Consider the following 12,737-nt stretch of genomic DNA (forward strand, 5'->3'; position numbering starts at 1 on the left):
GACGTCGAAGGTGTGACCATGTCCGACATCTGCAATTTCCATGAGCTCGCCACCCTCGACGCCGGCGCCCGCGCGGCGCTGCTGAAGCGCTCGGAGACCGATCTGTCCGGCTTCGTCGAGAAGGTGCGCCCGATCGTCGAGGCGGTGCGGACGGAAGGCGACGCGGCGCTGGCCCGTTTCGGCCGCGACTTCGACAAGGCCGACATCACCGCCGACCGGCTGAAGGCGACGGAGGAGGAGTTCGACGCCGCCTTCAAGGCGGTGGAGCCGGAGGTGATCGAGAGTATCCGCTTTGGCATTTCCAACATCCGCACCTTCCACGAGGAGCAGGCGCCCGAGCCGATGTGGCTGAAGGAGGTGCGTCCCGGCGCCTTCGCCGGCGACCGCTGGACGCCGATCGAGTCGGTGGCGCTCTATGTGCCGCGCGGCAAGGGCGCGTTCCCGTCGGTGACGATGATGACGGCGGTGCCGGCCAGCGTCGCCGGGGTGAAAAACGTCGCCATCGTCACGCCGCCGACCGCCGAGGGCGGCGTCGACGCGGCGACGCTGGTGGCGGCGCGGCTCGCGGGCGTCGAGACCGTGTACAAGTGCGGCGGCGCGCAGGCGGTGGCGGCGGTCGCCTATGGGACCGAGACCGTGCGCAAGGCGATCAAGATCGTCGGCCCCGGCTCGCCCTGGCTGGTGGCGGCCAAGCGGCTCTTGTCCGACATCATCGATACCGGCCTGCCGGCGGGTCCCTCGGAAGCGCTCATCTTCGCCGACGGCACGGTGAACGGCGCGGTGGCGGCGCTCGACCTGCTGATCGAGGCCGAGCACGGGCCGGATTCGTCGGCCTATCTCGTCACCCATTCGCGCGAGCTCGCCGAGGCCGCCCGCGCGGCGCTGCCCGGCCACTGGGCGCGGATGACCGAGCAGCGGGTCGCCTTCTCCAGGGCCGTGCTCACCGGCAAGAGCGGCGGCATCGTGCTGACCTCGTCGATCGACGAGAGCATCGATTTCGTCAATGCCTATGCGCCGGAGCATCTGGAGATCCTCTCCACCGACCCGTTCGCGCATCTCGGCCGCATCACCGAGGCGGCGGAGGTGCTGATGGGCCCGTATACGCCGGTGACCATCGGCAATTTCGTGCTGGGACCGAACGCGGTGCTGCCGACCAGCCGCTGGGCGCGCACCTATGGACCGCTCTCGGTGACGGATTTCCTCAAGCGTTCCTCCATCGGCTATGTCACCGGCGCCGCCTATCCCGAATTCGCCGGCCATGCCCGCCGGCTCGCCCGCTACGAGGGCTTCTCCAGCCATGAGAACGCGGTCTCGGAGATCCGCGACCAACTGCTGAAGGGCGCGTGAGCGATGAAGGCGGTGCGGCTGCATGCGGCCGGCGATCTCAGGGTCGAGGAGGTGCCGGCTCCCGGCGTTCCCGCGCCGGGCTGGGTGCGGCTGAAGGTGACGGCCGCCGGCATCTGCGGCTCCGACCTGCATAATTTCCGCACCGGCCAATGGATCACCCGCGCCCCCTCCATTGCCGGGCACGAGCTGACCGGCATCGTCGCCGAGCTCGGTGCGGGGGTGGACGGGTTTGCGCCCGGCGATGCCGTGGTGGCGGATTCCCGCTTCTGGTGCGGGGAATGTGCCGCCTGCCGTGCCGGGCGGCATCATCTGTGCGAAAAGCTGGGCTTTGTCGGCGAGGCCTGCGACGGCGGCTTCGCGGAAGAGATCGTGCTGCCGGCGCGGCTGCTGCTCCCGGTCGAGGCATCGGTCGATCCGGCGGTGGCGGCGCTGGCCGAGCCGCTGGCCGTCGCCCTGCACGCGGTGCGGCGCCTCGCGCCGGGGCCGGGCGAGCCGGTTCTGGTGCTCGGCTGCGGGCCGATCGGCGGGCTGGCGGCGCTGGTGCTGGCGCGCCGTCACGGCGGGCCGCTGCTGCTGGCCGACCGCAACGCCGCCCGCGCCGCGCGGGTGGCGGAAGTCACCGGCGGCACCGTGGTGGCGCTCGATGCAAACGAGGTCCGCGCCGCGCTCGGCGGGGCGCTGCCGACGGCGGCGATCGAGGCGACCGGCAGCACCGCCGCGCTCGGTCACCTTGTCGGCACGATGGAAGGCGGCGGCCGGGTGGCGCTGGTCGGCATCTTCCATGGCCGGCTCGACCTCGACCCGAACCTGCTCGTCGAGCGGGAGCTGGCGCTGATCGGCTGCCACGCCTTCACCGACGAATTGCCGGAGGCGGTGGCGCTGCTGCTCGCGCTGGAGGCCGATCTCGTGCGCCTCGTCGACCGCCGGATCGCCCTCGACGAGGTGCCGGGCGCCTATCGGCGGCTGATGGCCGGCGAGGCGGAAGGCCTCAAGACGCAGGGACTCAAGACCATCATCCGGCCGGGCGGGGTGGCGTCGTGAGTCCGCCCAGCCGCACCGCCCATATCCGCGCGCTGGCCGCGGCCGATCCGGCGAGCGCCGCGGCGCCGCTCGGCACGCTGCTGGCCGACCTGTTCGGGCTGGCCCCGCGCCATATCCGCATCAATCTCGACCAGTACAGCCTCAATTCGCTGAACGGCTTCTTCGAGACCGATGAGGGCGCCTTCTTCTTCAAGTTCCACCAGGAAGAGGGCGAGGAGGCGATGGCGGGCGAATATTACCGCGCCGACATCCTCGCCAAGGCCGGGCTGCCGGTCGACCAGCCGGTGCACATGTCCGCCGAGCCGGGCGAGCAGATCCTGGTCTACCGCCGGCGCGACGAGCCGCGCTTCTCCGACGTGCTGCGCGAGCTCGACCTTGCCGACGATCCGGTGATGCGGGCGGTGGCGCTGGAGGCCGAGCGCGGCCTGTCCCGGCATCTGCGCGCGACCTATCTCGAAACGCTGCACGAGATCACGCCGGAAGCGGCCGCCGCCGAGCCGATCCACCGGCTGTTCCATGAACGGCTGATCGACCGGGGCCCGGTCGACCGGCCGCCGCCGCATTATCCGGGCGGCCGCCTCGCCGATTTCTATGTCGGCAAGCGCTTCGCCTTTCCCGGCGCCGACCTCGACTGGGACGACCTCGCGGCGCGCCGGTTCAAGGTGAACGGCCGCCTTTATGCCCGCACGCTCGGCGAGCTGTTCGACGCGGCCGAGGCGCGGTTGCGGCCGGAGCGCCTCGCCGATGCCGGCGGCGTCACCGCCCATGGCGACGCGCACAACGCCAATGTCTGGTTCTCCCGGCAGGGCGAGGGAGCGAGTCTGTCCTTCTTCGATCCCGCCTTTGCCGGTTCCAGCGTGCCGGCGCTGCTCGCCGAGGTGAAGGCGACCTTCCACAATGTCTTCGCCCATCCGTTCTGGCTCTACGACCCGGCGCTCGCCACCGGGCGCTTCGGCGCCGGCGCGCGGCTGGAGCCGGGGCTGCTGGTGGTCGAGACCGACTGGGCGCTCTCGCCGGTGCGCGAGGGGCTGCTCGACGTCAAGGCGCGCGACGTGTGGCGGCCGCTGCTCGCCGAACTCAAGCGCCGCGACATGCTGCCGGCCGACTGGCGCGAGGTGATCCGGCTCGGCCTGTTCCTGTGCCCGACGCTGGTGATGAACCTGCGCGCCGGGGCACGCTCGCACACGCCGGTCTCCTCGCTGATCGGGCTGTCGGTCGCCGTCATGGTTGGGAGCGCGCCGGCGGCGGGCGAGGACGTCGTCACCCGCTTCCTCGAGGCCATCGACCCCGCAGGCGCATGACGTGCACGCCCCATCCCGGCAGGCGACGTCATGGCCGGGACAAGCCCGGCCATGACGGCTTATAGGTGGGCGTGGAACGGCAACCGGGTCTCGCCGCAAGTGAACGGTCTGCGAGTCGATACATGAAGCTCATCAATGTCGAGGACGCCCGGAAGGCCGCGAAGCGGCGCCTGCCGCGCATCTTCTTCGACTATGTCGAGGGCGGCGCCTTCAACGAGGACACGCTCGCCGCCAACCGCGCCGATTTCCAGCGCTGGACGCTGGTGCAGCGAGTGCTGAACGACATCTCGCAGCGCGACCTCTCCACGCATTTCCTCGGCGCCCGCCATTCGCTGCCCTTCATGCCCGGGCCGGTCGGCTTCCTCGGCCTCTATGCCGGCCATGGCGAGGTGGAGGCCGCGCGTGCCGCGCACCGGGCCGGCGTGCCCCTGTGCCTCTCCACCTTCTCCATCGCCTCGCTGGCCGAGCTGCGCGCCGCCACCGCCGGGCCGCTGCATTTCCAGCTCTATGTATTGTCCGACCGCGCCATCGGCGAGGAACTGATCGCGGCGGCGCAGGCGGCGGGCGTCGACACGCTCTATCTCACCGTCGACACCGCCATCACCGCGGTGCGCGAGCGCGACGTGCGCAACGGCTTTCGCGCGCTCACCCGCGTCTCGCCCGGCCTCGGGGCGAGGCTGCTGACCCGGCCGGGCTGGTGCCTCGACATGCTGCGCGCCGGCATGCCGGAGGTCGGCGCGGTGAAGCACCGGCCGGAATTCGGCAAGGGAGTGCTGGAGCAGGCGAGCAACCTGTCGCGCCGCATCGACACCCGCCTGTCCTGGAAGGATGTCGACTGGCTGCGCGGGCGCTGGAACGGGCGGCTGGTGCTGAAGGGCATCCTGTCGCCGGAAGACGCGCTCGCCGCCCGCGCGGCCGGGGCGGATGCCGTCGTGGTCTCCAACCATGGCGGGCGTCAGCTCGACGGCGCGTCGTCCACCATCGCCGCGCTGCCGGCGATCGCGCAGGCGCTGGACGGCAGCCTGGAGATCCTGTTCGACGGCGGGGTGCGGCGCGGCGCCGACATCGTCAAGGCGCTGGCGCTCGGCGCCTCCGGCGTGCTGCTCGGCCGCGCCTATGTCTACGGCCTCGCCGCCGCCGGCGGGCCGGGCGTGGCGCGCATCCTCGCCCATCTCGCCGAGGAGGTGGACATCACCCTGGCGCTGATGGGGCTGACCTCGATCGACGCGCTGAAGCAGCGCGGGCGCGCGGCGCTGACGCCGCGGCCCGCGTAGGCTCCCTCACGCCCGCTTCTGGTTGTAGACGTCGAGGCAGACGGCGCCGAGCAGGACGAGGCCCTTGATGACCTGCTGGTAGTCGATGCCGATGCCGAGGATCGACATGCCGTTGTTCATCACCCCCATGATCAGCGCGCCGATCACCGCGCCGCCGACCCGGCCGACGCCGCCATAGGCGGAGGCGCCGCCGATGAAGCAGGCGGCGATGACGTCGAGCTCGAAGCCGAGGCCGGCCTTCGGCGTCGCGGTGTTGAGCCGCGCGGCGAAGACCAGGCCGGCCAGCGCCGCCAGCACGCCCATGTTGACGAAGGTGAGGAAGGTGAGCCGCTCGGTCTTGATGCCCGAGAGCTTGGCGGCCTTCTCATTGCCGCCGACCGCGTAGATCTGCCGGCCGATGACGGTGCGGGTGGTCATGAAGGCATAGAGCGCCACCAGCACCGTCATGATGACCAGCACGTTGGGCAGGCCGCGATGCGAGGCGATCAGATAGGCGAAATAGACGATGACCGCGAAGAACACCACGTTCTTGCCGACGAAGAAGCCATAGGGCTCGGTCTCGATGCCGTGGCTTTCCTGCCGGGCGCGGCTGCGGAAATTCTGCCAGACCAGCGCCAGCGCCAGCAGCGCGCCGATGGCGAGCGAGGTCGGGTACAGCGTGCCGGCATCGGGGAAGAATTCCGGGATGAAGCCGGAGGACAGCTTCTGGAATTCCGGCGGGAACGGGCCGACCGACTGGCCGGCGAGGATGGCCAGCGCCAGCCCCTTGAACACCAGCATGCCGGCGAGGGTGACGATGAAGGACGGGATCTTGAAATAGGCCACCCAATAGCCCTGCGCCGCGCCGATCGCGCCCCCGAGCGCCAGGCAGATCAGCGTCGCCGGGATGTAGTGCATGCCGAACCTGACGATCAGCACCGCCGCCACCGCACCGATGAAGCCCGCCACCGAGCCGACCGACAGGTCGATATGCCCGGTGACGATGACCAGCAGCATGCCCAGCGCCATGATGACGATGTAGCTGTTCTGCAGCACGAGATTGGTGAGGTTCAGCGGCCGCAGCAGCGTGCCGTTGGTCACCACCTCGAAGAAGATCATGATGGCGAACAGCGAGAGCATCATCCCGTATTCGCGCAGGTTGTTCTTCAGGAAGCCCGCGTGACGCGGCTTCTCCTTGAGCGCGGCTTCACTCATGGACGTGCCTCTCCCTTGCGCATGATGGAGCGCATGATCTTTTCCTGTGTCGCGTCCGAGCCGGCGAATTCGCCGACGAAGGCGCCCTCGTTCATCACGCAGATGCGGTCGCAGATGCCGAGCAGTTCCGGCATTTCCGACGAAATGACCACGACGCCCTTGCCGGCATCCGCCAGCTCGTTGATGATGCAGTAGATTTCATACTTGGCGCCGACATCGATGCCGCGCGTCGGCTCGTCGAGGATCAGCACTTTCGGGTCGGTGAACAGCCATTTCGACAGCACCACCTTCTGCTGGTTGCCGCCCGAGAGCTTGCCGGTCTCCTGGTAGACGCTGTGGCTGCGGATGCGCATGCGCCCGCGATAGTCGGAGGCGACCTGCAATTCCTTCACGTCGTCGATCACCTGCGTCGAGGCGACGGCGCGGAGATTGGCGAGGCTGATATTCTTGCGCACGTCCTCGGCGAGCAGCAGGCCGAGCTGCTTGCGGTCCTCGGTGACATAGGCGAGGCCGGCGTCGATGGCGCGGCGCACGGTCGACACGTCGACCGCGCGGCCCTCGATCTCGGCGCGGCCGCTGATCTTCTGGCCGTAGGCGCGGCCGAACACGCTCATGGCGAATTCGGTGCGCCCCGCGCCCATCAGGCCGGCAATGCCGACGATCTCGCCGCGCCTCACCTCGAAGTCGACATTCCGGATCATCTGCCGGTCGGCATGCAGCGGGTGGTAGACCGACCAGTCGCCGACCCTGAAGATGGTCTCGCCGATATTGGGCTCGCGCTTGGGATAGCGGTGCTCGAGGTCGCGGTCGACCATCTTGCGGATGATGCGGTCTTCCTCCACCGCGCCGTCGCGGCAGTCCATGGTGTCGACGGTGCGCCCGTCGCGCAGCACGGTGATGCGGTCGGCGACGCGCGAGACCTCGTTCAGCTTGTGCGAGATCAGGATCGAGGAGATGCCCTGCTCGCGGAACTCGACGAGCAGGTCGAGCAGCGCCGCGCTGTCCTTTTCCGACAGGCTGGCGGTCGGCTCGTCGAGGATCAGCAGGCGCACCTTCTTCGACAGCGCCTTGGCGATCTCGACCAGCTGCTGCTTGCCGACGCCGATATTGGTGATCAGCGTGTCCGGGGATTCGTCGAGCCCGACCTTGGCGAGCAGCTCGCGCGTGCGCCGGTGCACGGCGTCGCGGTCGATGACGCCGAACCGCGCCGGCGGATTGGACAGGAAGATGTTCTCGGCGATCGACATCAGCGGGATCAGGGCGAGCTCCTGATGGATGATGATGATGCCGAGCTCCTCGGAATCGTTGATGTCGCGGAACCGCCGCACCTCTCCCTCGAAGAGGATGTCGCCCTCGTAGGAGCCGTGGGGAAACACCCCGCTGAGCACCTTCATCAAGGTCGACTTGCCGGCGCCGTTCTCGCCGACCAGGGCATGGATCTCGCCGGGCTCGACGGTGAGGCTGACATCGTTCAGCGCCCGCACCGGCCCGAAGTGCTTGCTGATGCCGCGCATTTCCAGAAGGGCGTTCATTCTGCGCTCCGCATGGCGAAGGGACCCCGCGCCGGCCGGGACCGAGCAGTCCGGCCGGCCGGCACGGGGCACGGCGTCAGTTGACCTGGCTCGGCTTGTAGTAGCCGCTGCCGACCAGCACCTGTTCCCAGTTGCTCTTGTCGACCACGACCGGCTTCAGCAGATAGGACGGCACGACCTTGACGCCGTTATTGTAGGTCTTGGTGTCGTTCACCGCGACCGGCTTGCCCGAGAGCGAGGCGTCCACCATGTCGGCGGTCACCTTGGCGAGCTCGCGGGTGTCCTTGAAGATGGAGGAATACTGCTCGCCGGCGAGCATCGACTTCACCGACGGCACTTCGGCGTCCTGGCCGGTGACGACCGGCATCTTCATGTTGCCCGAGCCGTAGCCGACGCCCTTGACCGAGGAGAGGATGCCGATGGACAGCCCGTCATAGGGCGACAGCACGCCGTCGAGCTTCTTGTCGGAGTAGTAGGCGCTGAGCAGGTTGTCCATGCGCGCCTGGGCGGTGGCGCCGTCCCAGCGCAGCGTCGACACCTTGTCCATGCCCATCTGGCCGCTCGCCACCTTGAGCGTGCCGTTGTCGATGAGCGGCTTCAGCACCGACATGGCGCCATCATAGAAGAAATAGGCGTTGTTGTCGTCCGGCGAGCCGCCGAACAGCTCGATGTTGAACGGTCCCTTGTTCTCGGGATAGCCGAGGCCCTTGAGCAGCGACTGCGCCTGCAGCACGCCGACCTGGAAATTGTCGAAGGTCGCGTAGTAGTCGACATTCGGCGTCTCGCGGATCAGGCGGTCATAGGCGATGACCTTGATGCCCTTGGCATTGGCCTGCTTGAGCACGTCCGACAGGGTGGTGCCGTCGATGGAGGCGATCACCAGCACCTTGGCACCCTTGGTCACCATGTTCTCGATCTGCGAGAGCTGGTTGGGGATGTCGTCCTCGGCATATTGCAGGTCGGTATTGTAGCCGCGCTCCTTCAGCACCTTCACCATGTTGTCGCCGTCGGCGATCCAGCGGGCGGAGGATTTGGTGGGCATGGCGATGCCGACCGTGGCTTTGTCCTGGGCGCTCGCGGGCGCGGCGAAGGCAAGCACGCCGAGCGCGAAGGCGCCGAGCGTGGCGGCGGAGAGGGTGGTCGTCAGGCGTTTCATCATCGAACTCCCATGTTGGGTTGAGTGGCCGCGTTTTTGCGGACCGTGTTCTTGGCGGCGTCATTGCCGCGCGCAGCGTCTCCCGCGCCTCGGCCGGAGGCGCGCAAGGGCTTCCTGGCACCGCCGTGGAGCGGTGCCGCACGTGGAGGGGGCCGCCGCGCCTTGCGGGAGCGGCGGCGAAAACGGGGCGGCGGCCGAGGGTGCGTCGATCACCGCAGCGCTCCTTCGGCCGGCGTGAAGGCGATGCGGGCCGCCGCGTGCAGCCCCTCGCGGACGCAGGCTTCCGCGTCGCGCAGCGTGACGCCGGAAACCTCCGCGACCGCGAAGGCGCGGCGGTACAGCGCGGCGATCGGCCCGGAGGCGACCAGCACCGTGCCGTCGAGCTTGCCCAGGCGCCGGCGCGCGCCGGCGAGCTCGATGCCGATCAGCAGGCCGGACAGCCGGGCCAGCGCCTCGTCGGCCGGGGCGTCGCGCAGCAGCCAGCCGGCCCGGAGCTCGAACAGCCGGTTGCTCAGGGTCTCCGGCGCCTCGATCGCGTCGGCGACGCCGCGGGCGAAGGCGGGTGCCGTCGCCTCGACCGGCCGAGCGCCATCCACCGCCGGAGCGACGATCGAGCCGGTGCGGATGAGCTGGAACAGCTCGCCGGTCATGAAGGTGGAAAAGCGCGTCACCTCGCCCCTCGTTAGCGAGACCCATTTGGAATGGGTGCCGGGCAGGCAGGCGAGGCGGCTGTCGCCCTTGCCGTCCTCGCCCTTGCCGTCCTCGCCGTCGCCGGCGAGCGCCAGAAGCTGGGTCTCCTCGCCGCGCATCACGTCGGGATGGCGCGTCCGGCGCTGGGCGATGCCGGGCAGGATCGCCACCTTCCGCCGGCGCGCCGGCACCTCAGTTGCCAGCGCCGCCAGCCGGTCCAGCCGCACCGGCGCATCGAGATAGGCGGCCTCGGCCCAGCCGCTGCGCGAGCCGACCATGCCGCACATCATCACCGGCACGCCGTCCGCCACATCGAGCGCGGCGAGATGTGCCTCCAGCACCGTCTCGAACCCTTCCGCCGCCGAGGCGGCCAGCCCCTGGGCGCTGCGCCGCTCGGCCAGCACATGACCTTTGCGGTCCAGCGCCCACAGGCGGAAGCTCGACGTTCCCCAATCGACCACGACATGCGTGAGCGTACCCATCAGCCCTCTCCCATCCGCACGCGCGGCTCAGCGCGCCCGCGCGTGCGGACATCGAGGAGGAAGGTCCGGCCGTGGTGGGGATCGCCGGCCCGTGCCGTCTCGTCCATGCCCTCGAAGGCGGAGGTGACCAGCAGCCGGTCGAAATCGCGCCCGACGAAGACCGGGCAGCTCGCCTGCAGTGCCGGCAGGTCGTGGCTGCGCACCAGCTCCCCCTCCGGCGAATAGGCATTGACCCGCGACCCGCCCCAGATCGCGCACCAGATGAGGCCCTCGGCGTCGGTCACCGCGCCGTCGAGCCCGCCTTCGGCGCGGTGGCGATGCAGGGTTTCCGGCCCCCCCGCCGGCAGGCCGGTGAGCGGGTCGACCGCGACGCGGTAGAGCTTGTTCTCCCGCGTGTCGGCGAAATAGCCGAGCCTGCCGTCCGGCGAGAAGCAGATGGCGTTGGGAATCGACAGGCCGATGAAGAGCGACATCACCCTGCCGGCGCGGAAGGCATAGATGGAGCCGGCGGCGAGTGCGGCGGTCCGCCCCATGGTGCTGACCCAGAAGGTGCCGGAGGGATGCACGCGCCCGTCATTGGAGCGGGTGCCGGGATTGTCGGCCTCGATCCCGGCGACGGTTTCCAGCCGCCCGGTGGCGATGTCGCGCAGCACCAGCCCGTGCTCGGTCGACAGCAAGTGCCGCCGCTCGTCGACGGCGGCGAGCGCGCTCGCCATCACCGGCAGTTCGTGCACGCGATGGCCGCCGCCCGCCAGCCGCGCCTCGAACAGCCGCCGCTCGACAATGTCGAACCACCAGGCGGTGTCGGTGGCGGCATCGTAGCTCGGCCCCTCGCCGAGATGGCAGCGCTCGGCGCACAGCACCGCGGCGGGGTTGGCCGGCGGTTCGGGAATCCGGGCGGGGCTAGTGGTTGTCACGCGGCATCCCCATGGTCTGGGCGATGCGCTGGTAGCGCACCGCCGGCTCCAGCACCGCGCCGGTCTCCAACTGGCCGACGAAGCTGCGCTGGATCTCCTGCCAGGGCGTCTGGTTCGGCGGATAGGCATAGCCGCCGGCGTCGGCGAGCGCCTGGCGCCGCGCTTCCAGCTCCTCGTCCGGCACCAGCATGTTGGCGCTGTTGCGCCTCAGGTCGATGCGCACCCGGTCGCCGGTGCGCAGCAAGGCGAGGCCGCCGCCGACCGCCGCTTCCGGCGAGGCGTTGAGGATCGAGGGCGAGCCGGAGGTGCCGGACTGCCGCCCGTCGCCGATGCAGGGCAGCGCATGGATGCCGGCCTTGATGAGGTAATCCGGCGCCCGCATGTTCACGACCTCGGCCGCGCCCGGATAGCCGACCGGGCCCGCCCCGCGCATGAACAGGATCGTCGTCTCGTCGATGGCGAGCGCGGGATCGTCGATGCGCGCATGATAATCCTCCGGCCCGTCGAACACCACGGCGCGGCCCTCGAAGGCCTCGGGATCGTCGGGGTTGGAGAGGTAGCGGTCGCGGAACTCCGGCGAGATGACGCTGGTCTTCATGATGGCGGAGGAGAACAGGTTGCCGCGCAGCACCCGGAAGCCGGCCCGCTGCTTCAGCGGCCTGTCATAGGGCCGGATCACCGCCTCGTCGGCGATGCTGGCCTCGCGGCAGTTGTCGCCGATGGAGCGGCCGTTGGCGGTCATCGCCCCTTCGGCGATAAGCCCCTGGCCCATCAGCTGATTCACCACCGCCGGCACGCCGCCGGCATGGTAGTAGTCCTCGCCGAGATACTCGCCGGCCGGCTGCAGATTGACCAGCAGCGGCACCTCCTCGCCATAGGTCTGCCAGTCGTCGATGGAGAGCTCCACCCCGACATGGCGGGCGAGCGCGTTGAGGTGGATCGGCGCGTTGGTCGAGCCGCCGATCGCCGAATTCACCCTTATGGCGTTGAGGAAGGCGTCGCGGGTGAGGATGTCGGAGGGCTTCAGGTCCTCGTGCACCATCTCGACGATGCGCAGGCCGGTGCGGTAGGCGATCTCCTGCCGGTCGCGATAGGGAGCTGGAATGGCGGCCGAGCCGGGCAGCTGCATGCCCAGCGCCTCGGCGAGCGAGTTCATCGTCGTCGCCGTGCCCATGGTGTTGCAGTAACCCGTTGACGGTGCTGAGGAAGCCACCAGCTTGACGAAGCCGGCATAGTCGATCTCGCCCTTGGCCAGCAGCTCGCGCGCCTTCCACACGATGGTGCCGGAGCCGGTGCGCTCGCCGCGGAACCAGCCGTTCAGCATCGGCCCCACCGACAGCGCGATGGCGGGGAGATTGACGGTGGCGGCCGCCATCAGGCAGGCGGGGGTGGTCTTGTCGCAGCCGATGGTGAGCACCACGCCGTCGAGCGGGTAGCCGTAGAGCACCTCGACCAGGCCGAGATAGGCGAGGTTGCGGTCGAGCCCGGCGGTCGGGCGCTTGCCGGTCTCCTGGATCGGGTGGACGGGGAACTCGATGGCGATGCCGCCGGCCTCGCGAATGCCCTCGCGGGTGCGCTTCGCCAGCTCGATATGGTGGCGATTGCAAGGGGATAGGTCGGAGCCGGTCTGGGCGATGCCGATGATCGGGCGGCCGCTCTGGAGCTCGTCCTGGCTGAGGCCGAAATTCAGGTAGCGCTCGAGATAGAGCGCCGTCATGTCGACATTGTCCGGGTTGTCGAACCAGGCGCGGGAGCGGAGCCGGCGTTGGGAGGTGGGGGCGTTGCCGTGCATCTCGGGTCTCC

The 12,737-nt window shown here is 69.6% G+C and carries 10 protein-coding genes; 4 read left to right on the top strand and 6 right to left on the bottom strand.

Translation table 11 applies throughout. The features are described 5' to 3' along the window. The first annotated feature begins 18 nt into the window (after nt 1-18). From hisD to AC1RU4_RS19175, 4 genes are all read left to right on the top strand, one after another. A complete protein-coding gene (gene hisD / locus AC1RU4_RS19160; RefSeq protein ID WP_492892724.1) occupies nt 19-1,347 on the top strand; it encodes a histidinol dehydrogenase in 1,329 nt (442 codons plus the stop codon). Nucleotides 1,348-1,350: 3 nt separating this feature from the next. Beyond that, nucleotides 1,351-2,388 carry a zinc-dependent alcohol dehydrogenase gene (locus AC1RU4_RS19165; protein WP_492892725.1) on the top strand — a complete coding sequence of 346 codons (1,038 nt, stop codon included), beginning with the start codon at nt 1,351-1,353 and terminating at the stop codon, nt 2,386-2,388. Between the two features lie 23 nt (nt 2,389-2,411). Continuing rightward, nucleotides 2,412-3,689: a hypothetical protein gene (locus AC1RU4_RS19170; protein ID WP_492892839.1), complete on the top strand. Its 1,278-nt coding sequence runs from the start codon at nt 2,412-2,414 to the stop codon at nt 3,687-3,689. A 122-nt stretch (nt 3,690-3,811) separates the two neighbouring features. Continuing rightward, nucleotides 3,812-4,963, top strand: a complete 1,152-nt coding sequence (locus AC1RU4_RS19175; protein ID WP_492892726.1) for an alpha-hydroxy acid oxidase — start codon at nt 3,812-3,814, stop codon at nt 4,961-4,963. 6 nt (nt 4,964-4,969) lie between these two features. Here the strand turns inward: AC1RU4_RS19175 and mmsB are convergent, their stop codons facing one another. The 6 genes from mmsB to AC1RU4_RS19205 form a co-directional block, all read right to left on the bottom strand. Next, on the bottom strand, nt 4,970-6,157 hold the full coding sequence (mmsB, locus tag AC1RU4_RS19180) for a multiple monosaccharide ABC transporter permease (protein WP_492892727.1): 1,188 nt from the start codon (nt 6,155-6,157) through the stop codon (nt 4,970-4,972). Beyond that, complete coding sequence (mmsA, locus tag AC1RU4_RS19185) at nt 6,154-7,689, bottom strand: multiple monosaccharide ABC transporter ATP-binding protein (RefSeq protein WP_492892728.1); 1,536 nt, start codon at nt 7,687-7,689, stop codon at nt 6,154-6,156. The genes mmsB and mmsA overlap by 4 nt, the downstream gene beginning before the upstream one ends. A gap of 76 nt (nt 7,690-7,765) precedes the next feature. Further along, nucleotides 7,766-8,848, bottom strand: coding sequence for a multiple monosaccharide ABC transporter substrate-binding protein (gene chvE, locus AC1RU4_RS19190; protein WP_492892729.1), 1,083 nt, complete (start codon nt 8,846-8,848; stop codon nt 7,766-7,768). A gap of 206 nt (nt 8,849-9,054) precedes the next feature. After that, entirely contained in the window at nt 9,055-10,017 is a 963-nt protein-coding gene (locus AC1RU4_RS19195; protein WP_492892730.1) for a 2-dehydro-3-deoxygalactonokinase, read from the bottom strand. Then, on the bottom strand, nt 10,017-10,934 hold the full coding sequence (locus AC1RU4_RS19200) for an SMP-30/gluconolactonase/LRE family protein (RefSeq protein ID WP_492892731.1): 918 nt from the start codon (nt 10,932-10,934) through the stop codon (nt 10,017-10,019). Before AC1RU4_RS19200 ends, AC1RU4_RS19195 begins: the two co-directional genes overlap by 1 nt. Beyond that, nucleotides 10,921-12,726, bottom strand: coding sequence for an IlvD/Edd family dehydratase (locus AC1RU4_RS19205; protein ID WP_492892732.1), 1,806 nt, complete (start codon nt 12,724-12,726; stop codon nt 10,921-10,923). The genes AC1RU4_RS19200 and AC1RU4_RS19205 overlap by 14 nt, the downstream gene beginning before the upstream one ends. Nucleotides 12,727-12,737 lie beyond the last annotated feature (11 nt).

This window comes from Ancylobacter sp. GW821-FHT10E12, from assembly GCF_058809335.1.

What these genes read in the sequence shown, in the direction of transcription:
- hisD (WP_492892724.1), top strand. Translation starts at nt 19, where the DNA reads ATGTCCGACATCTGCAATTTCCATGAGCTCGCCACCCTCGACGCCGGC.
- AC1RU4_RS19165 (WP_492892725.1), top strand. Translation starts at nt 1,351, where the DNA reads ATGAAGGCGGTGCGGCTGCATGCGGCCGGCGATCTCAGGGTCGAGGAG.
- AC1RU4_RS19175 (WP_492892726.1), top strand. Translation starts at nt 3,812, where the DNA reads ATGAAGCTCATCAATGTCGAGGACGCCCGGAAGGCCGCGAAGCGGCGC.
- mmsB (WP_492892727.1), bottom strand. Translation starts at nt 6,157, where the DNA reads ATGAGTGAAGCCGCGCTCAAGGAGAAGCCGCGTCACGCGGGCTTCCTG.
- mmsA (WP_492892728.1), bottom strand. Translation starts at nt 7,689, where the DNA reads ATGAACGCCCTTCTGGAAATGCGCGGCATCAGCAAGCACTTCGGGCCG.
- chvE (WP_492892729.1), bottom strand. Translation starts at nt 8,848, where the DNA reads ATGATGAAACGCCTGACGACCACCCTCTCCGCCGCCACGCTCGGCGCC.
- AC1RU4_RS19195 (WP_492892730.1), bottom strand. Translation starts at nt 10,017, where the DNA reads ATGGGTACGCTCACGCATGTCGTGGTCGATTGGGGAACGTCGAGCTTC.
- AC1RU4_RS19205 (WP_492892732.1), bottom strand. Translation starts at nt 12,726, where the DNA reads ATGCACGGCAACGCCCCCACCTCCCAACGCCGGCTCCGCTCCCGCGCC.